General features: G+C 70.8%; 16 protein-coding genes and 1 pseudogene. 7 read left to right on the top strand and 10 right to left on the bottom strand.

What is annotated here, in order from left to right; all coding sequences use genetic code 11:
• Window positions 1-43: 43 nt before the first annotated feature.
• Both ACFU53_RS05460 and ACFU53_RS05455 read left to right on the top strand, forming a co-directional pair.
• Window positions 44-370 (top strand): trypco2 family protein, encoded by a 327-nt coding sequence (locus tag ACFU53_RS05460; protein WP_383986295.1) that lies wholly within the window; start codon window positions 44-46, stop codon window positions 368-370.
• 32 nt (window positions 371-402) lie between these two features.
• Window positions 403-5112: a tetratricopeptide repeat protein gene (locus tag ACFU53_RS05455; protein ID WP_383986293.1), complete on the top strand. Its 4710-nt coding sequence runs from the start codon at window positions 403-405 to the stop codon at window positions 5110-5112.
• Between the two features lie 372 nt (window positions 5113-5484).
• Here the strand turns inward: ACFU53_RS05455 and ACFU53_RS05450 are convergent, their stop codons facing one another.
• The 6 genes from ACFU53_RS05450 to ACFU53_RS05425 all read right to left on the bottom strand — a co-directional run bounded on the left by ACFU53_RS05450 (window position 5485) and on the right by ACFU53_RS05425 (window position 13880).
• A complete protein-coding gene (locus ACFU53_RS05450; protein ID WP_383986291.1) occupies window positions 5485-7947 on the bottom strand; it encodes a SpoIIE family protein phosphatase in 2463 nt (820 codons plus the stop codon).
• Window positions 7948-8039: 92 nt separating this feature from the next.
• Entirely contained in the window at window positions 8040-9089 is a 1050-nt protein-coding gene (locus ACFU53_RS05445) for an ABC transporter permease (RefSeq protein ID WP_383986289.1), read from the bottom strand.
• Entirely contained in the window at window positions 9082-10632 is a 1551-nt protein-coding gene (locus tag ACFU53_RS05440) for a sugar ABC transporter ATP-binding protein (RefSeq protein WP_383986288.1), read from the bottom strand. Before ACFU53_RS05440 ends, ACFU53_RS05445 begins: the two co-directional genes overlap by 8 nt.
• 45 nt (window positions 10633-10677) lie before the next feature.
• Window positions 10678-11721 carry a sugar ABC transporter substrate-binding protein gene (locus ACFU53_RS05435; protein WP_383986286.1) on the bottom strand — a complete coding sequence of 348 codons (1044 nt, stop codon included), beginning with the start codon at window positions 11719-11721 and terminating at the stop codon, window positions 10678-10680.
• Window positions 11722-11760: 39 nt separating this feature from the next.
• Window positions 11761-12531 (bottom strand): SDR family NAD(P)-dependent oxidoreductase, encoded by a 771-nt coding sequence (locus ACFU53_RS05430; protein ID WP_383986284.1) that lies wholly within the window; start codon window positions 12529-12531, stop codon window positions 11761-11763.
• Entirely contained in the window at window positions 12528-13880 is a 1353-nt protein-coding gene (locus ACFU53_RS05425; protein ID WP_383986282.1) for an L-fuconate dehydratase, read from the bottom strand. The genes ACFU53_RS05430 and ACFU53_RS05425 overlap by 4 nt, the downstream gene beginning before the upstream one ends.
• A gap of 130 nt (window positions 13881-14010) precedes the next feature.
• Between ACFU53_RS05425 and ACFU53_RS05420 the strand changes: the two are divergent.
• Together ACFU53_RS05420 and ACFU53_RS05415 are read left to right on the top strand one after the other, a co-directional pair.
• Window positions 14011-14223, top strand: a pseudogene (locus tag ACFU53_RS05420) (hypothetical protein); the annotation flags it as partial.
• A 427-nt stretch (window positions 14224-14650) separates the two neighbouring features.
• Window positions 14651-15229, top strand: a complete 579-nt coding sequence (locus ACFU53_RS05415) for a TetR family transcriptional regulator (RefSeq protein WP_383986280.1) — start codon at window positions 14651-14653, stop codon at window positions 15227-15229.
• 49 nt (window positions 15230-15278) lie between these two features.
• Here ACFU53_RS05415 and ACFU53_RS05410 read toward each other — a convergent pair whose 3' ends face one another.
• The 3 genes from ACFU53_RS05410 to ACFU53_RS05400 form a co-directional block, all read right to left on the bottom strand.
• Window positions 15279-15974: an HAD family hydrolase gene (locus tag ACFU53_RS05410; RefSeq protein WP_383986278.1), complete on the bottom strand. Its 696-nt coding sequence runs from the start codon at window positions 15972-15974 to the stop codon at window positions 15279-15281.
• Window positions 15967-17133 (bottom strand): acyl-CoA dehydrogenase family protein, encoded by a 1167-nt coding sequence (locus tag ACFU53_RS05405; protein WP_383986277.1) that lies wholly within the window; start codon window positions 17131-17133, stop codon window positions 15967-15969. The genes ACFU53_RS05410 and ACFU53_RS05405 overlap by 8 nt, the downstream gene beginning before the upstream one ends.
• Before the next feature lie 228 nt (window positions 17134-17361).
• Window positions 17362-18318 carry a ScbA/BarX family gamma-butyrolactone biosynthesis protein gene (locus ACFU53_RS05400; protein ID WP_383986275.1) on the bottom strand — a complete coding sequence of 319 codons (957 nt, stop codon included), beginning with the start codon at window positions 18316-18318 and terminating at the stop codon, window positions 17362-17364.
• A gap of 182 nt (window positions 18319-18500) precedes the next feature.
• On the opposite strand from ACFU53_RS05400, the gene ACFU53_RS05395 reads away from it, so the two are divergent.
• On the top strand, window positions 18501-19166 hold the full coding sequence (locus ACFU53_RS05395; RefSeq protein ID WP_383986273.1) for a ScbR family autoregulator-binding transcription factor: 666 nt from the start codon (window positions 18501-18503) through the stop codon (window positions 19164-19166).
• A gap of 31 nt (window positions 19167-19197) precedes the next feature.
• Here the strand turns inward: ACFU53_RS05395 and ACFU53_RS05390 are convergent, their stop codons facing one another.
• Window positions 19198-22686 (bottom strand): BTAD domain-containing putative transcriptional regulator, encoded by a 3489-nt coding sequence (locus ACFU53_RS05390; protein ID WP_383986271.1) that lies wholly within the window; start codon window positions 22684-22686, stop codon window positions 19198-19200.
• Between the two features lie 174 nt (window positions 22687-22860).
• Here ACFU53_RS05390 and ACFU53_RS05385 point away from each other — a divergent pair, with 174 nt between their 5' ends.
• Entirely contained in the window at window positions 22861-23451 is a 591-nt protein-coding gene (locus tag ACFU53_RS05385) for an SDR family oxidoreductase (protein WP_383986269.1), read from the top strand.
• Window positions 23452-23530: 79 nt separating this feature from the next.
• Window positions 23531-24778, top strand: coding sequence for an MFS transporter (locus ACFU53_RS05380; protein WP_383986267.1), 1248 nt, complete (start codon window positions 23531-23533; stop codon window positions 24776-24778).
• The last annotated feature ends 13 nt before the right edge of the window (window positions 24779-24791 follow it).

Raw genomic sequence — 24791 nt, 5'->3', positions numbered from 1 at the left:
ACGTGGCGTCGTCTCAGCCGGGCTGACAAAGGGGGCGGGGTCCATGGACATCGAGCTGGCAGATGCAGTGGCCGTACTGCGCGATGGCTTGCTGGCGGCGGTCGCTCAAGGGGCGGATCAGGATCTCAGCTTCGAGGTGGGGCCGATCGAGCTGGAATTCCTTGTCGAGCTGCGGCAGGACGTAAAGGTGAAGTCCGGCTTCAAAGCGTGGGTGATCACCGGTGACGCCGAGGCCGGCCTGGCACGGGGACGTACGCACCGGGTGAAATTCGCCCTGACCCCACTACACCGGGGACGCGGGCCCGTGTGGGTCGCCGCTGAACCGGACCGTACACGGCCGAGTGACACGACCGAATCCATCGGCCGCTGACCACGCGGACGTACGACAGCAGGGGGCCACAAGTGAAGATTTTCAAGCGTCCGCGAATAGTGGGAGTCTCGGCCGGCACCGCACGCGGGTCGGGTTTTGTGATCGCACCGCGTCTGATCCTGACCTCGGCTCATGTGGTGGGGCAGGCGGGGACAGCGGTGCAGGTGTCCTCGCTCGTCCAGAGGGGACACCAGGAGGGTGTGGTCGTGTGGCGTGGCACGCCCGGCGCCCGGGACGACGCGGCTCTGGTGCACATCAAGGACACAACCTGGACCGCCCCCGAGGGCGTAGTGCGCTGGGGCCGCATCGCCACGGAACGCCCGGGCCTGCCGTGCGAGGCCTGGGGCCACCCCCGACTCGCATCGGAGTCGGGAGGGCTGGAACACGCGTCCGGCACGCTGAACCCGGGGAACGGGCTTGTGACCGACCGGTATGTGATGAGCCTGGGCCAGCATCCGCCCGAGGAACCGAGTGCCCAGCAGTCACCGTGGGGTGGGATGTCGGGGGCCGCGTTGCTCTGCGGTAATGACGGTGAGTTCCTGGTCGGTGTGGTCGCCGGCGACCAGAGAGGCCGCCGGCATACCCAGTTGGAGGCGACACCCGCCTATGTCCTGCACCACGATGATGCCTTCCGCGCCGCGCTCGACCGCTACGGCGGGGCGAAGGCACGGGTGCTGGAGCCCGTGGAATACGCAGGCCTGGCTGACCCCGAGCAGACTCCGAACGGGTATCCGGCGCCCGGCTCCCCAGCTGAGCTGCTGCACCCGCGCCGTGAGGTCGTACCCTTCCATGGCCGAACCGGACTCCTCGATGACTTACGGGCCTGGGCGACACGGCCGGGTCCCGGCGTACGGCTGGTCCACGGCCCGGGCGGGCAGGGCAAGACCCGCCTGGCCCGGCAGCTGGCTCACGAGTTGGCCGGGGATCGCTGGGCCGTCATGTGGCTGCGGCCCGACGCCACGGTGGACGAATTGCGGAACATACCGACGCCTGCGGTTCCCCTGCTGATCGTCATCGACTACGCCGAGGCCCGTGTCGAGCAGACCACCGCCGCCTTGAACTTCGCCGACAGTTGCCGACTCACCCAGGTCAAGGTCCTGTTGCTGGCCCGTGCCGCTGGGACGTGGCTGGACCGTGTACGCGAATCATCAGACACCGCCGGAAACCTCCTCGACGGTGCCCGGTTGACCGCCCTGCCGGCCCTGGAACCGGAGGCAGCAGGCAGGGAACGGGCCTACCGGGAGGCGGCCCGGGCCTTCGCCTCTGCGCTGCCTCAAGTGGACGGCCCGCAGCCGCATGCCTGGACCGCTCTCGCCGGGAGTCTGCCCGGACCCGCGACGCGTGATCCGGGTCTGGGTTCCGCCCTGACCCTGCACATGACCGCGCTGGCCGACCTGCTCGATGCCGCCGTCAAGGCGTCCGGTGCCGCTGCTGATGCTTCGGCCGCGGGCGGCAACGCGTATTTCGGCGCGCGGGACGTCGAAACCAGGCTGCTGGATCACGAGCGCGGGTATTGGACGACCGCGGCCAGGGCTCGTCACCTGTATCCGGCCCTGAGCACGGAAACCCTCGTCGACGCGATGGCTGCCGCCGTCCTGCTGGGCGCGGACGATCGGGCTCAGGCCGCCGACCTGCTGCGGCGGGTGCCGGGCCTGGCCGACCAGAGTTTCGACCGACGCCGCAACGTCCTCATCTGGATCCAGTCCCTCTTCCCTACCGCCACCGGCCGACCCTGGGGCACTCTCCAACCCGACCGGCTGGCCGAACGGTTCATCGGCCTCCATCTGCACACCGAGCCCGAACTCGCCGACGAACTCCTGCCCGGGACCACCCCTGCTCAGGCATCCCGATTCCTCACCCTCGTCACACGAGCAGCCGACCATCCCCCGCTGCGCGGTCTCCTCGACGACGACCTGGCGGCCCTGTGCGCACGCCACCTGGACATCCTGGGCCTGCCGGCCATCGGTGTCGCCACCCAGGTGGAGAACCCCCGGCCCTTGCTGGAAGCCCTGCGCAAGGTGACCGACTCCCACGACACCCCCCTGGCCGATCTCGAACGGCTGGCCGATCATCTCCCGCGGGCCACGTACAACCTCGCTCCCTGGGCCCTGCACCTCGCGCAACGCCTCACCGATATCCATCGCACCCTGGCCGAGGACAACCCCGGCCACCTACCCGAACTCGCCGTGCATCTTCGCCAACTCTCCAACCGCTTGGGGAACATGGGGCAGCAGGAGGAGTCCCTGAAGGTGATCAGCGAAGCCATCGGCCTCTGGCGTCCGCTGGCCGAGGACCGCCCTGACAGCTTCCTTCCGGAACTGGCCGCCTGCTTGAACAACTACTCCCTTCGCCTCGGCAGTCTTGGGCAGCGGGAGGAGTCTCTGGCCCCGGCCACCGAAGCCGTCGAGATCTACCGGAAACTGGCCAGGTCCGACCCCGATGGAAACCTGGTCAATCTCGCACGCGCGCTGACCTCCCTCTCCAACGCCACAGGGGAGCTGGGGCTGCCGGAGAAATCCCTACGGGCCATTACGCAGGCCGTCATCGTCCAACGCCGTCTTGTCCAGGACTATGGGGACGACTTTCTGAGCGACCTGGCGGCAGGCCTGAGCAATCTGGCCATCCGCCGACTTGCACTGGGCCGACGGAACTGGGCGTTGAAAGCTGTCCAACAAGCCGTCGACATCTGCCGGCCGCTGGCCGAGGCCCGCCCCGACGCGTTCCGTCCCCTGCTGGCCACGAGCCTGGGCACCCTCTCCAGCTGCCTGGGGGACATGGGACGGCGGGAGGAAGCCCTGGACGCGATCGAGGAAGCGGTCGGCGTGGAGCGGCAGATGGCCGAGGACCGCCCCACGGTCTTCCTCGCCGGCCTGGCCATGAGTCTGAACACGCTGGCTATCGATCTCGGGAACGTCGGGCGGCAGGAGGACGCGCTGAAGGCCATCAAGGAAGCCGTCGAACTCTATCGCCCGCTGGCCGATGAACACCCCGCCGTCCACCGCCCCCACCTGGCCATGAGCGTGCATACCCTCGCCAACAAGCTCGGGGACGCGGGGCTCGTCGATGACGCTCTGGAAGCTGCGAGTGAGGCCGTTGGCATCTACCACTCGCTGGCCCGGGCCAGCTTCGACACCTTCGGTCCCGACGTGGCCATGAGCCTTCACACGTACTCCAGTTGCCTGGTCGACGTGGGGCGGCAGGAGGAAGCCGCGGAACCGATCCGCCGGGCCGTCGACATCTACCGCTCGCTGGCCGAGCACCGCCCCGACGCGATCCGCCCCCACCTGGCGAGGAGCCTGAACAATTTGTCTCTCCGTCTGGACGCCACAGGGCGACCGGCGGAAGCCCTCGACGCGATCAACGAGGCCATCGGCATACACCGCGAACTGGCCCTCACCAATCCTGGAGCATTCCATCCTCTACTGGCCCTCAATCTGGGCATCCAGGCCTCGTTCCTGCTTGCCACGGGCCGACGGGAGGACGCCGTACTGGCCCTGGAAGAGGCACTGCCCCTTCGCCGTCGCTTGGCTGAAGCCACACCCGCTGTCCACCGTCCTCAACTGGCCGGGGCCCTGACCGCTCTTGGAGCCGTTCTCGGTCAGGCGGGACGGCGAGACGAAGCCCTGCGCGCCACCGAAGAAGCAGTGCCCATGCGTCGTCGGCTGATGCAGGAGAATCCGACCGCCCATGAACACCCCCTCGCTGAGGCGCTGGACGTCCTCGGCGGCCAACTGTCCTGGGCAGGCCGACGTCATGAAGCGGTGATGGCCTCAGAGGAGTCGGTGGCCCTTCGGCACCGAATGCTGATCCGGACCGATTCCGCCGCGCACCGTGCCGAACTGGCCATGTCACTGGTACACCTTGCCCTTCGCCTCATGGAGGCAGGACGACGTCCGGAAGCCCTGTCTGCCATCGCCGAAGCAGTCACTTACCAGCGCGGACTCGCCGACGTCGATGCCACCACGGACGACCCCACCCTGGCGTTGTCACTGACCCTCCTCGGCATGCTGCTGTTCACCGCGGGGCGAAGCGACGAAGCGTTGAAGACCGGCGAAGAGGCCGTGAAGATGTACCAGCGCCTCGCCCAGGCCGACGCCGCACACCAGCCCGGCCTGGCCACATCACTCAACAGCCGCGGGATCCACCTGGCAGAGCTGGGACAGCTCGAAGAAGGACTGCTCGCCCTCAGACAGGCAGTGGACATCCATCGGCCTCTCGCCCAGGTCGACCCCCTCACCCACCAGCCCACGCTGGCCGGGTTCATCAACAGCCTCGGCTACTACCTGGCAACAGAGAAGGAACGGCACAAGGAGGCTCTGCCGGTCGTCGAAGAAGCGGTCGAGATCCATCGTCGGCTCGCCCAGGCCAACCCCACCGTCCACGAACCCGGCCTGGCCCTGTCACTACCGAACTACGGCCTCCGCCTGGCCGAGGCGGCACGGCATGACGAGGCCTCAGCCGCCACCAGAGAGGCTGTCGACCTCAGCCACCGCCTCGCCAGAGCCCACCCCGCCGCACACCAGCTCCACCTCGCCTTCTCCCTCTACTCATACGCCAAGGTCCGGTTGCTCGGGGACCGCCGGCTGACCGAAGCGTTGAAGGCCGTGGATGACGCGCTGACCATCATCCGGGCGCTCGCTGATCACGAACCAGGCCTCGTCGACCAATACCTGCGCGACGCCCAGGAGACCCGCGCCCGGCTGAGGGAGAGACTCGGAAACGATGACGCCGCCGCTTCCTGACGCTGCTCCTCTGCTGACCTCAAGCCCTGGACCGGACCAGCGTTGCGGCTACCTCCTGAGTCGAATTCTCCGTCCGACCCCGGCCGCGGCCTGTTCCGCGCACCGCCGACTCTTATGTGGTCTCGGCGTTCCCGGAATGTCCCCATTCGGGGCAACGCCTTTCACGCAGGGCGTTCACCTGCGAAAACACGGATTCGGGCGATGCCGTCCAGCACCGGTCCAGCACCGGTCCCGCACAGGTCCAGCACAGGTGGCCACGGCATCTCGGCATGCGCGGGGTGTGGGGCTCGAGAAGTCCTCGCCTCAGGTCGAGCGGCGTACGGGTATTCGTTGACAGCGCCGCCGAGGAGGGGCTCGCAAGCACCCGGGCCGTCAGCGCCCGCCCCCGTTGCCCACCCGCCCCGGGAGGTCCTGCTCGGCCCAGATGATCTTTCCGGCCCGGGTGTAGCGCGTACCCCAACGGCGGGTCAGCTGGGCGACCAGGAACAACCCCCGGCCGCCCTCGTCGGTGGTCCGGGCATGGCCCATCCGGGGCGAGGTGTTGCTGGCGTCGGACACCTCGCAGATCAACTTGTCATGCCGGATCATGCGCAGCCTGACGGGTCCGGTGCCGTGCCGGATGGCGTTGGTGACCAACTCACTGACTACCAGTTCCGTGGTCATCACCAGGTCGTCCAGCCGCCATCCGAGCAGCTGGCGGACAGCCAGCTCCCTGGCGCTCGCGACGATCGCCGGATCCGTCGGCAGGTCCCACGAGGCGACCCGGTCGGCGCCCAGCGCATGCGGCCGGGCCAGGAGCAGAGCGACGTCGTCGGTCTGCGGGCCGGTCAGCAGATTGTTCACGACCGCCGAGCACAGCTCCTCCGGCGGCAGGCCGGACTGCGCGAGCACATCGCTGAGGCGGGACAGCCCGACGTCGATGTCCTGGTCGCTGGTCTCGATGAGGCCATCGGTGTAGAGGGCGATCAGGCTTCCCTCGGGGAGGGACATCTCGGCGGACTCGAAGGGCAACGAGCCGAGGCCCAGCGGAGGGCCCGCCGGAAGGTCCGGGAAGGCGACCTTGCCGCCCGGGGTGACCACGGCGGGCGGCGGATGTCCGGCCCGGGCCATGGTGCACAGCTGGGTGACCGGGTCGTAGACGGCGTAGAGGCAGGTGGCGCCCAGTACCGCGGTGGCGATGGGCTCGTCGTCGCCGCCCTTCTCCTCCGTCAGACGGATCACCAGGTCGTCCAGGTGGGCCAGCAGCTCATCGGGCGGCAGGTCCATGTCAGCGAGCGTCTGTACGGCGGTACGCAGCCTGCCCATGGTCGCTGCGGCGTTGAGGCCGTGCCCGACGACGTCACCTACGACCAGGGCGACCCGGGCGCCGGACAGCTGGATCACATCGAACCAGTCGCCGCTCACCCCTTCCCGGGCGTCGGCCGGCAGGTAGCGCGAGGCCACCTCCATGGCGGTCCCGCCATTCAGCCCCTGCGGGAGCAGACTGCGCTGGAGGGCCAGCGCCGCAGCGTGCTCACGGGTGTAGCGGCGGGCGTTCTCCACCCACACCGCGGCCCGGCTGACAAGCTCCTCGGCGAGCAGCAGATCGTCCTCCTCGAACGGCTGCGGATGCTCCGTACGGATGAAGGTGGCCACTCCCAGCACGGTGCCGCGCGCGGACATCGGCACCCACATCGCCGAGGGCGCCCCGAACTCCTTGATGCTCGCGGCCCGGGCCGGGTCCTCAGCGACCCACGGAGTGGTGTCGGGGTCCAGGCACGGTTCCAGAATCGAGGTGCCGTTGACCATGCTCTGGATGTACGGCGACGACATGGGGGCGGCGATCGGGTCACCGGTGGCGATCACCGATTCCGGACAGCCCTCGTGGATCGACTGCTGCCCGGCACGCCGCGCCGGATAGGTGCTGTCGGGCGGCCGCGAACCGGGTTCCTCACCGTGCAGCACCGCTTCCAGAAGATCGACGGTCACGAAGTCGGCGAGCCTCGGCACCGAGAAGTCGGCCAGCTCCTGGGCGGTCCGCATCACGTTCAGCGTGCCCCCGATACAGGCGCTGGCCTCGCTGAGCAGGGCCAGGCGCTCCCGGGCCCGCCATCTGTCGGTGACGTCCATGCCCATGTAGCACACGCCCAGCGGGCTGCCGTCCGGAGCGTCGAGCCGGAAGAAGGAGGTGGAGTAGGCGTGTTCCCGGTGCGGATCCGCCCAGGTCCAGCCCCGGTACTCGTAGTCGATGACCGGCACGCCGGTCTCCAGCACCCGCCGCATCTGTGCTTCGAGCGCCTCGGTGTTCAGGCCCGGCAACGAGTCCGACATCCGGCGCCCGAGCCGCTCTTCGCGCGGCACACCGCCGTAGCGCTCCAGGGTGTCGTTCATCCACACGTACCGCAGGTCCGGGCTGAGCACGGCCATGCCGAGCGGTGAGCGGGTGAGAAAACCTTCCAGCACCTCCCCGCTGACCGCCCAGGTCGGAGCCTTCGACACGTCGATCGCCGATACGAGCCAGGCCTTGCGGTCGTCGGTGTCGGACATCGCGGTCACCCGCAGCCCGACCTCAAGACGGCGGCCGTCACGATGCCGGGCGCCCACCAGGCCGCCCCAGCTCTCCCGGGTCCCGCACTCCTCGGCGACCTCGGCCGCCCGTGACGCGTCTTCGGGCTGCGCCAGCAGAGTGGCGGCGGAGCGGTCGAGGACCTCCGCCGCGCCGTATCCCAGGAGCCGCTCAGCGGCCCCCGTCCAGCCGATGACCGTGCCCTTCGCGTCGATCACCGCGGCAGCCACGTTCGCCATCTCGAACGGTCCATGCGTTCCGTCCGGTGTTGCCTCCTTGGGGAACATCATGGCGGCCGTCCCATCTGGCGGATGGCATATGGGTCATTCTATGAGGTATCGACCGGCGCTGCTCCCCCCTCGGACCGCTCCTGGGCCTCGCTCTACTCCTGGCCCTCGCCGGTGGTGAGCCGGGCGATCATCAGCGCCACCAGGATGATCGCGCCGTAGATGGCCTGGATCCAGAAGGACGACACCTGCGCCAGGGTGAGCAGGTTCTCCAGCATGCCCAGCAGCAGGACCCCGAGCAACGCCCCGGCCAGGGATCCCTTGCCGCCGTTCAAGCTGATGCCGCCGATGACGGCGGCCGCGAACACGGTGAAGATCAGGCCCTGTCCCTGATTGGCGTTGATCGCCCCGACCCGTCCGGCGATCACCAGACCGGCCAGCGCGGCCAGCGTCCCGCCGATGACCAGAACCCCCCAGGCCACCCGGTCGACCCGGATGCCCGCCGCCCGCGCCGCGGGGGCGTTGCCGCCCACCGCGTATACCGCGCGTCCCAGCCGGTGGTAGCGCAGCGCCCACCCGGCGACAGCGAAACAGGCGCCGGTCACCCACACGGAGACGGGGACGCCGAGCCAGGTGTCGGACCCGAGGGCCAAGAACGCGGCGGGGGCGTCGAACAGGGTCTTGCCGGACACCATGCCGACCAGGACTCCGCGCAGCACGATATTCATCGCCAGGGTCACGATGAATCCGTTGAGCTGCAGCTTGACGATCAGCAGACCGTTGACGGCCCCGATCAGCGCCCCGGTGAGCGGAATGATCAGCAGGCCGAACCAGGTGGGCAACTCGCTGCCGAACCCCGCCGAGGCGGCCGGGATCACGGCCATGAAGCCGAGGGCCGGGGCGAGCCCCGCGATCGACTCCAGCGAGAGGTCCATCTTGCCGCTGATCAGGATCATCGCCTCGGCGAGCACCAGCAGTCCGAGCGCCGAGGAGGCGCTGAGCACATTCAGCAGGTTGTCCCGCTCAAGGAAGCTCTCGTTGCTGACCGCACCGATGACCAGCAGCAGGAGCACCGCGGGCAGCAGTGCCAGGTCGCGGATCCGGCCCAGGGCGATCGCGCGGACGGGGCGGCGCACCGGTCTGTCCGGCCCGCCACCGGGCGTCGGGCCTCCGTTCGTCAGGCCGTTCGGCGCGGTGTCATTCATGGCCGGTGCCGACCCCTTCGATCGAGGCCACCAGTTCTTCGTCGGTCCAGCCGACGGTGTACTCGGCGGCGAGAGAGCCGTTGAACATCACCAGGACGCGGTCGCAGGTCCGCAGGTCGGCCAGTTCGTCCGAGACGACGAGCGCCGCGCGTCCCGCGGCCCTGGCTCGGTCGACGACCGACAGCAGCGCCCGCTTGGACTGCACGTCGACGCCCGCCGTCGGATTGATGAGCACCAGTACCCCCGGGTCGGTGGCCAGCGCCCGGCCCATGACGACCTTCTGCTGATTACCGCCCGACAGGTCCTTGACCGGCTGGTCCGGGCCGTCCGTCGTGATGTCGAGACCGGTGATCGTCCGCCGGGCGAAGGCGTCCCGGGCCGGGCGCGAGATCACGCCCAGCCGCCCCAGCCGGTCCATGATGGTCATGGAGGCGTTCTCAGCCACCGACAGTTCCGGTACCAGCCCTTCATGGTGCCGGTCGCGCGGCACACAGCCCACGCCCGCCGCGAGCGCCGAGGGGACGCTGCCCGGCCGCGTCGGACGGCCGAGAACCTCGATCCGCCCGCTGTCGGGCCGGTACAGCCCGGCCAGCGCCTCGGCGACCTGATGGCTCCCGGAGCCCGCGAGTCCGGTCAGCCCCACCGTCTCGCCGGACCGGATGGCGAAGCTGACGTCCGTGAAATGCGGGCCGCCCAGCCGGTGCACCCGCACCGCCACGGGCGCGTCCGACGACCGCGACCGGATCGCGCCGGAGCCGGGGGCCGCACCCGCGCCCCGCCCTCCGGTCATCGCCTCGACGAGTTCGGTCCGGCCCAGCTCGCCCACGGGCGCCGTGGTGATCCAGCGGGCGTCCCGCAGGACGGTGACGACCTGGCAGACGGCGTAGACCTCCTCCAGATGGTGGGAGATGTAGAGAAATGTGATCCCGGCCCGCTGCAACCGCCCGATATGGGTGAACAGACGGTCGATCGCCCGGCTGTCCAGCTGGGCGGTCGGCTCGTCCAGAATGATGAACCGGGTTCCGCGCGAGATCGACCTCGCGATCTCCACCATCTTGGCGTCCTCGACGGTGAGCCCGCCGGCCGGCACGTTCTCGTCGACCTCCACACCCCATTCGTCCAGCAGCTCGCGGGCCGCCGCGCGCATCCGCCGCCAGCTGATCACCTGGCCGCGTCCCGTGGGTTGCCGGTTGACGTACAGGTTCTCGGCGACAGTGAGATCAGGGATGATCGTCGACTGCTGGTAGACGCAGGCGACCCGCCGCTGCCACGCCTCACGGTCCGCCAGGCCGGGCGCGGGTTCGCCGTCGAACAGAACAACGCCACGGTCCGGCCGCTGCAGTCCGGTCAGGACGGCCACCAGGGTCGACTTGCCGGCCCCGTTACGGCCGACCAGGGCGTGCGACTCACCGGCCCGGACGGCGATCCGCACGTCGTCCAGGGCCACGGTGGGCCCGTAGCGCTTACGGATCCCGTGGGCCTCGGCCACCGCGCGGCGGCCGGCGGCATCGGCGCGGGGGTCGGTCAGTGGCGTCTGGTTCATCGCGGTCTCGCTTCCCGGGGGCCGGGGAGACGGTCTCCCCGGATGTCAGGAGCTCTTGCCGATCCGGTTGCCCCACAGCGACGCGTCGTCGACGTTGTCCTCGGTCACCAGCGGTGCCGGGAGCTGGTCCTCCAGGATTCCGCTGGGCAGCCGGACGATGGTGCTGTCGTGATCGGTCGGGCCCGGGTGGAAGGTCTCGCCCTCCATCGCCCGTTTGATGTAGTAGATGCCGTATTTGGCGTACTGGTCGGCCGGCTGGGAGACGGTCGCATCGATCAGGCCCTCGCGGATCGCATCCAGCTCCTGCGGGATGCCGTCGTTGGAGACGATCACGACGTGCCTGGGATCACCGGCCGCCACCAGCGCGTTGTGCCGCCGCAGCGTGCTCAACGTGGGGGCCAGATACACGCCGCCGGCCTGCATGTAGATGCCCTTGATATCGGGGTTGGCGGTGTACAGCGCCTCCAGACCGGCCGCCGCCCTTTCCGCCTTCCAGACGGCGGGAATGTCCAGCACCCTGATGCCCGGGTAGTTCTTCTTGATGCACGCGCTGAACGCCTCCGACCGGTCCCGCCCGTTGACCGACGCCAGATCGCCCTGGATCTGTACGACCTTGCCCGTCTTCACCGCGTCACCGATGTGCCGACAGGCCTTCTCCCCATAGGCGCGGTTGTCGGCCCTGACCACCATCGCGACCTTGCCCTTGTCCGGCGCCACATCGACGGCGACCACCGGCACGTCCTTGCGCTGCGCGGCATTCAGCCCGGCGACGATCGCCGCGGAGTCCAGCGGCGAGACGACCAGGCCCTTCACGTCCTGGGCGAGCAGATTCTGGATGTCGGTGATCTGTTTGCTCGGATCGGAGTCGGAGTTCACCGTCTGAAGCAGGCGGACGTCCTGGGCGGCGGCCTGCTCGGGGATGTAGGAGTCGTACGACTCCCAGAACGGTGAGGTGAGCAGCGGCAGCACCACCCCGGCCTTGCCCGAAGCGGTGTTGTCGGTGCTGCTCGTGCCCCCACCGCAGGCGGTGACGGCCGGCCCGCAGCCGAGTGCGAGGGCTGTTCCGACAGCGGCGATGCGTCGCTTCATGGTGCTCGGCTCCGAGTCAGTGGTCAGTAGGTGGTCATGTCAGTGGAAGGAGTCCGGACGTCTGCGGCGGATGCCCTGTATCCCTCCGTCCACGGCGAGTGCCGTCCCGGTGGTGGCACCGGCCAGCGGCCCGGCGAGATACGCGATGGCATCCGCGACCTGCTGGGCGGTGACCAGGCGGCCGGTGGGCTGGCGGGCGATGAGAGCGGCGCGTTCGGCCTCCGGGTCGTCGGAGTGTTCGAGCAGGCGGCGGACCCAGGGGGTGTCCACGGTGCCCGGGTTGACGCAGTTGACCCGGATGCCCTCGCCGATGTGGTCGGCGGCCATCGCCAGGGTCAGCGCGAGCACCGCGCCCTTGCTGGCCGCGTACAGCGCCCGTTGTGGCAGCCCGGCCAGCGCCGCGACCGAGCAGGTGTTGACGATGGCCGCGCTGGGAGACCGGCGCAGATACGGCAGTGCCGCCCGGCTGGTGCGGACGATGCCGAGCACATTGATGTCCAACACGTGGTGCCATTCTTCGTCCGCGTTGTCCTCGACGGTGCCCAGCGCGCCGATGCCCGCGTTGTTGACCAGCACATCCAGGCCTCCGAACAGGTCCGCCACCCGGCTCACGGCGTCGGCCACCGATACGGCGTCCCCGACATCGGCCTGTACCGGGTGCAGCCACGCGGGCACGGGCCCGGGAACCCGGTCGAGCACCGCCACCCGGCACCCCCTCGCGGCCAGGGTCTCGGCGGTGGCCAGGCCGATCCCGGACGCCCCGCCGGTGATGACCGCGGCCAGCCCCTGGAATTCCTCCCCGGGGTTCATGCCGGGGGGCCCTCGGCCGGGGGCACGTCGTACGGGGCCTGCCAGGCGGCGCCGCCGGGGAACGCGTACGCGGCGAGCGACTCGGGTCGCATCGCCGAGCTGAAGCCGGGGGCGGTCGGGGCTGCGTACCGCCCCCGGACGATCACGACCGGGTCGAGGAAGTGCTCGTGCAGATGATCCACGTACTCGATGACCCGGTCCTGGAGGGTGCCGGAGACCGCCAGATAGTCGAACATCGCCAGATGCTGCACGAGCTCGCACAGACCCACCCCGCCCGCGTGCGGGCACACCGGGATCCCGAACTTGGCCGCGAGCAGAAGGATCGCCAGGTTCTCGTTGACTCCCCCGACCCGGCAGGCGTCCAGTTGCAGAAAGTCGATCGCGTCCGCCTGGAGCAGTTGCTTGAACATCACCCGGTTGTGCACATGTTCGCCCGCCGCCACCCGCACCGGCGCCACCTCCCGGCGGATCGCCGCGAGACCGAGAATGTCGTCGGGGCTGGTCGGCTCCTCGATCCAGTACGGGTCGAACTCCGCCAGCCGCCGGATCCACCCGACCGCCTCGGCGACCCCCCAGCGCTGATTGGCGTCCAGCGCCATCCGCACCCCGGGGCCGATCGTCCCCCGCGCGGTACGGCACCGCCGCTCATCGTCCTCCGGATCGGCGCCGACCTTGAGTTTGATCTGCCCGAACCCACTGTTCACGGCCTCCCGGGCCAACCCGGCGACCTTGCTGTCCGGGTAACCGAGCCAGCCAGGAGACGTGGCATACGCCGGATACCCCTCAGCGAGCAGCCGCGCCTCCCGCTCCCCGATCCCGCCTCGCGCCCGCCGCAGAATCGCCAGCGCCTCATCGGGGGTCAGCGCGTCTTCCACATAGCGGAAGTCGATCAACGCGACCACCTGCTCGGGTGCAAGGTCGGCCAGCAGCTTCCACAGCGGCTTCCCCTCCCGCTTCGCGTACAGATCCCACACGGCGTTCACCACGGCCCCGATGGCCATGTGCACGACGCCCTTCTCCGGCCCCAGCCATCGCAGCTGGCTGTCGCCGACGAGCGAGCGACTGAACCCTCCGAGGTCGGACAGGACCTCTCCCAGCCGCAGCCCCACCACATGCGGGCGCAACGCGTTGATCGCCGCCACCTCGACCTCATTGCCCCGGCCGATGGTGAAGCAGAAGCCATGCCCCTCCAGCCCGTCCCCGGCATCGGTTCGGATGATCACATATGACGCCGAATAATCCGGATCGGGATTCATCGCGTCCGACCCTTCAAGCCGACGAGACGTGGGAAACCGGATGTCGTAGGCGTCCAGCGCCGTGATCCGCCCCCGCGTCGGGTGGGGCCTCATGACAGGCGGCTCATCGACGTCATCGGGAGGACTCCAGAGAATCAGGCCTGACGGCAGGCATGGACACCCAAATGACTGTATATCGCCCAAAAGCCCCGGCGCGCTACCGCACGTCTGTGTCTCCGAGGGCATGGCCCTGCAAAGGTGCTTGTCGCACTGCTGGCCTGCTTGGTCATTGGTGTGGTTATGGGTCGGAACCTTGCCGATGCGGGAAGACCCACGTCGGTCGGCGTTCGCCCACGTTCGGAACCGGATCGAGCGGGACGCCGACGAGGTCCTGGACGACACACGCGGTTACGCCGTCGAGCCCCTCGGAGACCGCGATGCCGTTCTGACCGTCGATGCGCCTGCACCGCTGCCGGTCAAAGAACAGATCGGAACAGGCGTCCCAGTCGAAGTCGTCGCGGTGCGCGGGCAAGTGACTGTGCGCGGTATCGCTCGTGGCGATGTCGTCCAGTTAGCCGGGCGCATCCTCGATCGCCAAGTGCAAGCCCATCTCCTCTGTGTTGCACGAGGGTTGGGGCCACGCCGTGCTCCAGAGGGATGGCCCCCGACGCCACGGGGCTGAAGTTGCCCGGCGTGTTCCGCGCATCCGCGAACTGCGCCTCGTAGGGCCGTAGGGCCGTAGGGCGCACCGTTCCTGCCACAGCGCCACGGCCATGTGAGCCTCTCCCTCTCCCAGACTTGTAAGCGGCCCACCAACAGGAAAAGATTCGTTAGCGACTGTTATTGCGATAGTGCGAGTGCCCAAGCGTCGACGGAGGACAGGCATGGCGAAACAAGAGAGGGCATCGCGGACTCACGAGCGGTTCCTGGACGCGTCGGCCGAGGAGTTCTCGCGCTATGGCTACACGGGCGCCAATCTCCAGCGCATCGCGGCCCATGTCGGCATGACCAAGGGCGCGCTGTACGCCCACTTCCCGTCCAAGGACGCCCTCGCCACCGTGTTCACCTCGTCGTTCGACCGGGTGGGGCACGAACTGCTGCAGGAGATCGGTGAGGGGGATCCGCCGCTGACGAGCCTGCGTCATGTCACGGTCGGCTTCGTGTGCCGCATGCAGTCGGACCTGCGGTTCCGCGCCGGCCTCCGGCTCGCCTTCGAGGAGGCCTGTACTCGGGGATGCGCGCCGGCCGTCATCACCGACCTGTCAGTGGCCCTCGCCCGGCTCGTCGGTGACGCCCAGGAGAGGGACGAACTGACCACCCTGCAGCGTCCGGAACTGATCAGTTCCCTCGTTGTGGCCCTGATGTGCGGGATGTACTACACCGCACCGTCGGACGGGCTCGGTGACGGCGCCGAACAGGTCGGCCAGTTCTGGCAGTTGTTCTCCTCGCGCGGCACGGAGTGAGAGCGCGACGACGACAGCCACCGAACGCCGCCCGCAGGGTCCCACGGGTTCAGACCGGCCCGGTCGCCGGCAGCACACGGGCGCCGGAGATTTCCGCCACCAACTCCCGGCTGCCGCCGACGACGACCGGGTGTCCGACCGCCGACAGCATCGGTAGGTCCGACACGTGGTCTCCGTAGCCGTAGCAGTCGGACAGGCTGATGTCCGGGTAACACTCGGCCAGTTTCCGTACGGCCCTTCGCTTGCCCTCTCCGATGCAGGGCTCTCCGACCACGGCACCGGTCAGGATCCCTTCCCGCGTCTCCTGGCGGGTGCAGAGCACATGGTCGGCTCCGATGTCGACCGCGACGGGATCCACCACCGCGGGGAAGGAACCCGACACCAGGACGACAGCGTCACCGGCCTTCCGGTGCGCGCGCAGCGCCGCGCGCGTGGCAGGCACGTAGAAGCCCGGCGTGCCGCTTCGCCGGGCGAACCAATCGGTCCCCCAGGCCGTCACGTCGTCCAGCCGTTCGCCCTTCCACGCCTCGTAGTACACGCGGTTTCCCACCTCGCGCGGGGCGCCTGCGGCCACCAGGGCGGCGATGCGGCGTCGGGCCCTCGCCGCGTGCCGGGCTCCGTCGGCGCCGTGCAGCCCGGCGAAGTAGAAGTCCAGGAAGTCGAACAGGCTCTTGCCGCTGAGCAGCGTCTCGTCGACGTCGCTGAACACCAGCCGTCGGGGCGCCGGCCCGGACGGGTCAGGCATCGTCGGCTCCGCCGGTGTCGAGGGAGCGGGCGAAGGCCTCGGCGGCCGGTTCCAGACGCAGTGCGCCGTGGGAGGCGACGGCCAGGACGTCCATCCAGTGGTGGTGCAACTCGCCTTCCGGGTCACGGAGATGGGCTCCACCCGTACGGACGAGCCGGTCGACGGCCGTGGCCAGCCAGTCAGCGGCCACAGCGGCATCCCGGCGGTTGGCGGCGACCAGCTCCGCAGTGACCGGCTCCGCGTCCGCCCGTCCCGCGGCCGTACGCAGCATCAGCTCGGCTGCCTGGATCTCGGCGGCCGAGCGGGCGAGACGCTCCTGCACCGACGGACGGTCCAGGGGCCGTACAGCATCGAGGGCGGCCGTCCTGGCCCAGCGGGTCCAGAGGGCCAGGGCCCGGCGGGCGGCGCCCACCGCCGGCGCGCAGAACATGAGCCCGCCCGCGAGATGGGCGGGCGCCGAGTGACACCGGGGCAGGCCCTCCGCGCCGGTCAGCAGCGTGGCGAAGGAAACGCTGCGGCTGTCGGGCACCACGGCCCGGTCGAGGACGACCGTGTTGCTGCCGGTGGCGCGCAGGCCCGTGGCGTTCCAGGTGTCGCGGACGGTCACCAGGCTTCGGGGGACGGCGAAGACACGTGCCGGACGACCCGGCCCATCGGCTTCCGGCGCGGCCAGCAGCACCCAGTGGGCATGGTGGATGCCGCTGGCCAGATTCCACTCACCCTGGAGCAGCCATCCTCCGGGCACCCTGGACGCGCTCCCCGACGGCATGAGGACGGCGGCGATCCGGACGTCGGGGCCTTTGCCCCAGATCTCCCACTGCCCCTTCTCGGGCAGCAGCGCGGCGAACCGCCCGTGCGCCGCCCACAGGACGGCACACCACGCCGCCGAGGCACACGCCTCCCCCACCGCGACGGATGCCCGGAACACCTCGCCGAACGACCCTTCGTCGCCGCCCCAGCGCCGCGGGACGAAATGACGCGCGAAGCCCGCCGTCTCCAGGGCAGCGACCGTCCCGGCCGTCAACCGCCGCTCGCGCCGAGCCTCGCTCGTGTCCTGAACGGCCAGGTCGGCCGCCCACCGCACGGCTTCCGCCCGCAGCCCCTCGGGCCGGCCGCGCGGCGTGGCCGGAACTTGTCGCACTTCAGCCTGAGTCATCATGACTTCCCCTCAGTTGCCGACGTCGCGTGTGCCGATGAGTGGCGCCACCTGCACGGAACGTGCGCCTGCGGGACCTTCGGGTTTTCGCCATCCTCCAGTATCATTCCTTCTCGAACGTATATAAGCGGCCGAAATGCCGACCCTGCCCGGAACGACAGAAGGAGGCGGGGCATGGGATGTTGTCGCATCCCCGCGTCGGACGGCGGCGTCGGCCCTCAGACTCTGGCTCTACGCACAGGGCACGGGCAGACCGACGGGCCGTTCCCCTGCCGTCGCGAGCCGCACCGGAGCCCACACCGAGGCGCAGCTCGCGATCAGCGTGTCCCCCTGGAGCGCGTCGAGCCGCAGCCGGCGCCCGGCCCGCTCCTCCCCGGCGGTCTCGTCCTCGAGTACGGCGAGGCGGGTGGGCAGGTCGAGTTCCCCGAAGGCCAGACAGTCCACGGCCGCCGACACGAGGGTGAACGCGGGGCCGCCCGGCCGCGGCGCCGCCGGATGCGTCGTCAAGTGCCCCAGCTGGCGGAACCCCTCGAGCAGCACCATCAGCGGCAGATGGTCGGTGGGGTGGTCGAACAGGATGGCGTGATCGGGATCCGGCCTCAGCAGCCACTCGCCGGCCGTCGGACCCGGCTCCAGCACACTGTCCTTGTTCCGCAGCCGGCCGACCCGGCCCGGCTCCACGCACCTGCGTGGTTCCTCGGCGACGGTGGACTCGGCCCGGCCGACACGGCCACGGATGATCCGATAGCTGCGCTCGTCGAGCGCCACGACCCGCAGGCTGCCCCGGCCACAGCTCCGGCCGCCGACGGAGAGCGCGACCTCGATCCGGGCGCCGTAGCGGCGGGGCGGTCGGCGGTCGGTCCACTGCCAGCGCGCCTCCATCTCCACCGGCATCGGCAGGCCGCCCACGCACAGGGCACCCGGGTCGGTGATCTCGAAGTCCATGTCGTACCCCACGAAGCGGTGGGTGAGCGGAACTCCGTAGTGCCAGTGGGCGAGGTAGACGAGCGCTTGCCTGATCGTCTCGGAGAACAGCAGGGGGTCGCTCCTGCGATGGGTGTCGGGATGGTAGAGCGCGTGGTCGCGCGGCCACTGGCTGCCGACCAGGAAGTGGTCCTCGCTCAGCACCATCGCGTCCGTGACGAAAACTTCGGCCACGGCGGCCCGGTGCACGAGCCGTCTGGACACCGTCCGCTGGAAGTCGAACTCCGGACCCGGACGGAGCGGGTCGCCAGAATTGCCTCTCCGCAGTGGGCGTTGATGCATCGGCTCTCCCCATAGAGCTCAGGGCAGGCGTGATGCCTTCCCCTGCATCAAATATACCTTCGAGCAGGTTTCTTAAGAAGAGCGGAAAGTGGATCACCATGGGAATGGCCGGTAAAGCCCTCACCCCTCAACTCCCGGCGGGCGCACGGGAGCTGAAGCAAGAACGAGCGGTACGGACGAGGGAGCGCGTGCTCTCGGCCGCCGCCCAGGCGTTCGCGGCAAAGGGCTATCCCGCGGTCACCATCCTGGACGTGGCCGAAGCGGCCGGGATGACGAAGGGCGCCGTCTACTTCCACTACGAGAACAAGGACGCGCTCGCGCTCGCGGTGACGGAGCAGTTCTACCGCCGGATCGGCGAAATCGCGGACGCCGTGGAGCAGTTGACCCTCCCTCCCGTCGGCGCCGTCGCCGAACTCCTGCTCCGGACCGCCACGGCCTTCCGGGACGAGACGGTCATCCAGGCCGGCGCGCGGCTGCAGCTGGAGCGGCAGCTGATCGATGTCCGGCTCCCGCTGCCGTACGAGGCGTACACCGAGCGGATCACCTCATGGCTGGCCAAGGACCATGCGGCGGAGGCGCGGGTCGACCTCCCGCCGGCCGACACGCTCGCCACCGTCCTGGTCTCCGCGTTCTTCGGCGCCCAGCACATCTCGTGGGTGCTCGGCAACCGTGCCGACCTGGTGGAGCGCACCACCGACCTGGTGCGGACGATCCTTCCGTCGGCCGAGGAGGACATCGAGCTGTGTCCGTCCGCGCCACGCCGATGTTGAGGCTCCGGACGGCGCCACCACGGACGGGTTCTCAACCGGTCGGCCGGGCGTCCTTCGGCCGGCCGAGTGCCGTACGAGCGTGCCGCACCGCGTCCTCCGTGGTCAGCCGCGCACCCCGATCGAACGCCTGAGTGAAGGCGGGGCCGCCCAGGGCCGCCCGTGCCGCGGCCGTGACCCGGTCGACGTCGCCGCGCTCGGCGGGCGGCAGCGGGGCGCCCGCGCCCCGGCGGGCCGCGTCCGCCGCCCCGAGCAGCAGCGCGGCACACTCGGCGGCCGGCCCGCACCCTCGTAGTGCCGCCGCGCCCGCCAGGCCCTCCAGGGACAGGGCGAGCGCGCGTGGCTCGGCGAGGGAGCGGGCGACATCCAGGCCTCGCAGGTGATGACGGACGGACCGGTCGGCGTCGCCGCGGAGTTCGGCGATGAAGCCGAGCTCGGCGAGGAGCAGATGGTCGCCCGCCTCCGAGGAGACGTCGGCGTAGCCGTCACGAAGGTGCCACAGGTGGGCCTCGGCCGCGTCGAGGTCGCCGGAGCGGCGTGCGCCGAGTGCGAGACCCATCTCGGAGTGGATCTCGCCGTACTTGTAACCCTGTTCGGCTGCGATTCGGCGGGCCTGCTCGTGCAGGGCGCGGCCCTGTTCCCAGTCGTGGGCGAGCAGCGCGAGGCGGCCGAGCCCGGACAGTCGCGCCGACACCTCCGCCTCCAGGCCCAGTTCCCGTGCCATGCGCAGCCCTTCCCGCTGCAGGCGGGCCGCCTCGTCGTACTCGCCCTTGATCTCGGCGAGCGCGGCGAGCGGTGACACGGTCTGCAACTCACCCCACTGATCACCCAGTTCACCGAAGAGTCCGGCGCTACGCAGCCCGTCCCGGCCGAGCGCGTCGAGGTCGCCGCGGACCAGGGCGAGGGTGGCCCGAAGGCCGAGCGCGGCGGCGGTGCCCCACTGCTCGCCCGCGGTGTCGAAGAGGGCGAGCGCCGTTGCGTTCAGCTCCGCGCTGGCGGTCGCCTCGCCCGCGCTGAACAGGCCGTACGCACACAGCCAGAGGGCGCGGGCCCGGCGTACGGGATCAGAGACGGCGTCGGCCGCCACGACGGCCGCCGCGTCGGTGTGGTCGCCGGTGAGGAGCGCGAACGCGGCGTGCAGCAGGGCGAGTTCGGGGGCGGCCGCGTCGGGGGTGGCGGCGAGGACGGTCGACAGGTTGCGGCGCGCCTCGGTGAGACGGCCGCGCAGCAGCCACCACCAGGACAGGGCGGTGGCGAGTCGTACGGCCTCGTCGGTCCGTCCGGCGACGGCGCGACGCACCGCCTCGTCGAGCGCCGCGCGCAGATTGCCGGTCTCCGCGTCCAGCCGGGCCAGCCAGGCCCGCTGGCCCGCACAGCGCAACCGGGACTCGGCACACTCGGCGAGCGCGAGGTAGTGGTGCAGATGGCGGTCGCGTACGGCGGTGAGATCCTGCATCTCGTGCAGCCGTTCCGTGGCATACGCGGCGACGGACTCCAGGAGCCGGTAGCGAGGCCCGGTCGTGCCTGCCACGACCACCACGAAGGACCGGTCGACGAGCCGCGTCACCAGGTCGAGCACCTCCTCGCGGGCCACGCCGTCGCCCGCGCACACCGCTTCGGCGGCGGCCAGGTCGCAGCCGTCGCTGTGCACGGCGAGGCGGCGCAGCACGATGCGTTCGGGCGCGCTGAGCAGCTCCCAGCTCCAGTCGATCATCGCCCGCAGGGTCTGCTGACGGGCGGGCGCACCCCGCTGCCCGGCGGTCAGGATGCGGAACCGGTCACCGAGCCGGACCGCCAGCTCTCTTACACCCAGGGCGCGTACGCGGGTGGCGGCGAGCTCCAGGGCGAGCGGGATGCCGTCGAGGCGGCGGCAGATCTCGGCGACGGCGGAGCGATCGGCCGGGTCGGCGGCGTCCGGGTCGGGCGGGAAGCCGGGGGCGGAGGCGGCGGCACGCTCGGTGAACAGCCGCACGGCGGCGTCGGTACGGAGCGGTTCCACGAGGAACACGGCCTCGCCCGCCAGGCCGAGCGGTTCCTGACTCGTGACCAGGACCCGCAGGCCAGGGGCGGTGTGCAGCAGCAGCTCGGCGAGTTCGGCGGCGCCGTCGACGACGTGCTCGCAGTTGTCCAGGACGAGCAGCACACGGCGGTCCCGCAGGACGTCGGCGAGGCGGTGCGCCGGGGAGGGTGCTCCTGCCCCGGTTCCCGGCGGTGCGGACGGGGCGTCGTCCCGGATGCCGAGGGCGGAGGCCACGACCTGGGCGAGGTCGGCAGCGGTACCGGCCCGGACACCGGAGAACTCCACGAGCCAGACACCGTCGGGAAGTTCGTCCGCCTTCGCCGTGTCGGCCGCCGCCACCGCGAGCCGCGTCTTGCCCACGCCGCCGGGGCCGGTGAGCGTCACCAGGCGGGCGTGGGCGAGGAGTTGGCCCAGGTGGGTGAGGGCTTCGCTGCGGCCGATGAGGGGGGTGAGGGGAACAGGGAGGTTCGAGTGGGGGGTTCTGGTGGGCGGATTCGGCTCCGTGGCGGGCAGGGCAGGGGGCGTCGCGGTGGTACCGGGCACGGTCGCGGGCGTGTGGGGTCCGGGCACGGCGGTGCCGTGGGCCGCTCCGCCGCCGCCGGGAGCCGCCTCGGCGGTGGCGGTCGCGGCGGTCGCGGGACCGGTCGCCGCCGATGCCGGACCGGTCGCGGCCGAACGGTGCGCCGTCGCACCCGAACCGGATGCCGCCGCAACCGTGCCGGTCACCGCCGATGTCGACCCAGCCGGCACGGTGGGGAACGTCTGGTCCAACCCCGGGTCCTGGCGCAGCACCGCCCGGTGGAGGGCGCTCAGCGCGGGGCTCGGGTCGACGCCAAGGTCCTCGGCGAGACGGGAGCGCAGGGCCTCGTACGACGAGAGGGCCTCGCTCTGGCGGCCGGCCACGTAGAGCGCCCGCATCTGAAGGGCACGCAGGCGTTCCCGCAGGGGGTGCCGGGCCACCAGGTCGGCCAGTTCACCGGCGAGGAGCACATGGTCCCCGGCGTCGAGGCGGGCCTCGGCCTGCTCCTCCACCACGGACAGCCGCTGTTCGGCGAGGCGCCGCGCGGCGCCTCGTACGAACTCCTCGTCCGCGAAGTCCGCGTACGCGGGCCCCCGCCACAGGTCGAGGGCCTCGGTGAGCAGTGCGGCCCGTGCGCGCGGGTCCCGGGCAGGACGGGCCTCGGCGACGAGGGCATGGAACCGGTCGGCGTCCACCTCGTCGATCGCGGGGTCGAGCCGCAGGCGGTAGCCAGGAGCCTGCCGTACGACACGGTCCCGGCCGAGGACCCGGCGCAGTTGGGAGACCTTGGCCTGGAGGGCGCCGGCCGGCTTGCCCGGCAGGTCGTCGCCCCACAGGTCGTGGACGAGGCGGTCGGCGGAGACCGGCTTCCCGTCGTGCGCGATCAGATCCGCGAGCAGTGCCCGGACCTTGAGCTCGGGGACCCTGACCGCCTCCCCGTCGTCGTCCCACACCACAAGTGGCCCGAGCACCCCAAACCGCATGCGAGCAACCGTACAGGGCCGGGTACGGCCGCCCCGGGCGCAGGGAGCTGACGGTCGGCCGTCAGCGGACCGTCAGCGGCTCCGAAGTCTTCCCGAAGCGCCGGCGCGCAGAGTCGTTCCCGCCGGATGACGTGGAACGCCCGGCGGCGGCGCCATCAGGAGGGAGCGGTAGGCATGACCAGGTACGCGGGCAGAAGGGCCGTGGTCGTCGGCCAGGGCACCGGGATCGGTCTGGCCATCGCCAAGCGCCTGGTGGAGGGCGGCGCGGAGGTGCTGCTGGCCGCGGGCACCGCGCAGGAGCGGGCGCGGGCGAGCGCCGAACTGGGCTCCGCCGCGCGGGTGGTTGACCCGGATGCCATCGAGTCGGCCCTCGGGCCCGGCGGCGGCATCGCCCTCGGCCCCGGCGGCGGCATCGCCCTCGGGCCCGGCGCCTGCCTCGACCTCGTGTTCGCCGATGCCGTGCCGACGGTGCGTCCGTTGCTACCGCATCTGGAGGACGGAGGCGCCGTCGTACTCACCGCCGCCGCCCCGACCCCGGCCTCCGTGCGGGCGCTGGCCGCCGAACTCGTCTCCCGCGGCATCCGTGTCAACGCCGTCGCCCCGAGCTGTATCGAGGCGCCGGCGGGCGCCGCCGCACCCCTGCCGCCGCTGGGCCGACTCGGGTCCGCCGAGGAGGTGGCCCGAGCCGCACTGTTCCTCGCCACGGACGCGACGTTCACGACGGGCGCCCGGCTCCCCGTCGACGGCGGCCTCGGCCACCCCTAGTGCCTGACGTCCAGGTACGCGCCGACCGCACCCGAAGCCCCGGACGCACCCCGTCCCCAGAAGATCCGGAGTTCATGACATGAGCACCTCACCAGACACCACGGCCCCGGCCGGCAAGGACACCCGAGCCGCCCCCGATGCGAAGGCCGGCGGAGAGGAGCGACAGAAGCTCCCGCTCTTCGCCCTGCTGGCCCTCGCCACCGCTGTCTTCATCACCAGCCTGACCGAGACCCTTCCGGCAGGTCTGCTCCCCGCGATGAGCGACGACCTCCAGGTGAGCGAGTCCGCGACCGGCCAGACGGTGACGATCTACGCGATCGGCACCGCCCTGACCGCGATCCCGCTCACTGCGGCCACCTCGGCCTGGCGGCGCAAGGCGCTGCTACTGACCGCCATGGCGGGCTTCGCCGTGGCCAACACCGTCACGGCCGTGTCGTCGGACTACGGCCTGACGATGGTGGCGCGATTCGTCGCGGGTGTCGCCGCCGGTCTGGCCTGGGCCCTGCTCGCCGGGTACGCGCGGCGTATGGCACCCGTCCCGCTGCAGGGCAAGGCGATCGCCGTCGCCATGGCGGGTATTCCGGTGGCGCTCTCGCTCGGCGTCCCGGCCGGCACCTTCCTCGGCGAGACGCTCGGCTGGCGCACGGCGTTCCTGGCGATGACAGGGCTCACAGTGGTGCTGCTGCTGTGGATCTTCGCGGCCGTGCCGGACTACCCCGGGCAGGAGCGCGGCGAGCGTCCGAAGATGCTGGGCGCGCTGCGCGTCCCGGGCGTGGTCCCGGTCCTGTTCGTCACGCTGGTCTTCGTCCTGGCCCACACCATCCTGTACGCCTACGTCGCCACGTTCCTGAAGGACTTGGGCCTGGGCGGCGACACCGACCTGGTGCTGCTCGCGTTCGGTGGCGCCTCGCTGCTGAGCATCTGGATCGTGGGCGCCCAGATCCACCGCCGACTGCGCGCGCTGACCATCGCCAGCACCCTGCTGGTCGCCGTGTCCGCGGCGCTGCTGGCGGTACTCGCCGACAACACCGCCCTGGTCTACCTCGCCGCACTCCTGTGGGGCCTGGGCTGGGGCGGCGTGCCCACGCTGCTGCAGACCGCCGCGGGCGACGCCGGCGGCGACTCCGCCGACGCGGCCCAGGCGATGCTGGTCACGCTGTGGAACGTCGCCATGGCGGCCGGCGGCATCATCGGCGGCGTCCTGCTCGACCAGATCGGCAGTGACTCCTTCCCCTGGACCATGCTGCTGCTCCTGTTGCCGGTGCTCGCGGTCGTCGTCCTCTCCCGCGGCCACGGCTTCCCCGCGAAGCGGCCCGGCGACGCGTAGGACGTCGGACGGC

The sequence above is a fragment of the Streptomyces sp. NPDC057474 genome (genome assembly GCF_042802555.1).
Lineage (GTDB): Bacteria > Actinomycetota > Actinomycetes > Streptomycetales > Streptomycetaceae > Streptomyces.
Note: the sequence above shows the minus strand (reverse complement) of the source record. Positions and strands in the feature narration are given on the sequence as shown.

Bases quoted from the DNA above. Each gene is read 5' to 3' on its own strand.
- ACFU53_RS05460 (WP_383986295.1), top strand. From the start codon at position 44: ATGGACATCGAGCTGGCAGATGCAGTGGCCGTACTGCGCGATGGCTTG.
- ACFU53_RS05450 (WP_383986291.1), bottom strand. From the start codon at position 7,947: ATGATGTTCCCCAAGGAGGCAACACCGGACGGAACGCATGGACCGTTC.
- ACFU53_RS05445 (WP_383986289.1), bottom strand. From the start codon at position 9,089: ATGAATGACACCGCGCCGAACGGCCTGACGAACGGAGGCCCGACGCCC.
- ACFU53_RS05440 (WP_383986288.1), bottom strand. From the start codon at position 10,632: ATGAACCAGACGCCACTGACCGACCCCCGCGCCGATGCCGCCGGCCGC.
- ACFU53_RS05435 (WP_383986286.1), bottom strand. From the start codon at position 11,721: ATGAAGCGACGCATCGCCGCTGTCGGAACAGCCCTCGCACTCGGCTGC.
- ACFU53_RS05430 (WP_383986284.1), bottom strand. From the start codon at position 12,531: ATGAACCCCGGGGAGGAATTCCAGGGGCTGGCCGCGGTCATCACCGGC.
- ACFU53_RS05425 (WP_383986282.1), bottom strand. From the start codon at position 13,880: ATGAGGCCCCACCCGACGCGGGGGCGGATCACGGCGCTGGACGCCTAC.
- ACFU53_RS05415 (WP_383986280.1), top strand. From the start codon at position 14,651: ATGGCGAAACAAGAGAGGGCATCGCGGACTCACGAGCGGTTCCTGGAC.
- ACFU53_RS05410 (WP_383986278.1), bottom strand. From the start codon at position 15,974: ATGCCTGACCCGTCCGGGCCGGCGCCCCGACGGCTGGTGTTCAGCGAC.
- ACFU53_RS05405 (WP_383986277.1), bottom strand. From the start codon at position 17,133: ATGATGACTCAGGCTGAAGTGCGACAAGTTCCGGCCACGCCGCGCGGC.
- ACFU53_RS05395 (WP_383986273.1), top strand. From the start codon at position 18,501: ATGGCCGGTAAAGCCCTCACCCCTCAACTCCCGGCGGGCGCACGGGAG.
- ACFU53_RS05390 (WP_383986271.1), bottom strand. From the start codon at position 22,686: ATGCGGTTTGGGGTGCTCGGGCCACTTGTGGTGTGGGACGACGACGGG.
- ACFU53_RS05385 (WP_383986269.1), top strand. From the start codon at position 22,861: ATGACCAGGTACGCGGGCAGAAGGGCCGTGGTCGTCGGCCAGGGCACC.
- ACFU53_RS05380 (WP_383986267.1), top strand. From the start codon at position 23,531: ATGAGCACCTCACCAGACACCACGGCCCCGGCCGGCAAGGACACCCGA.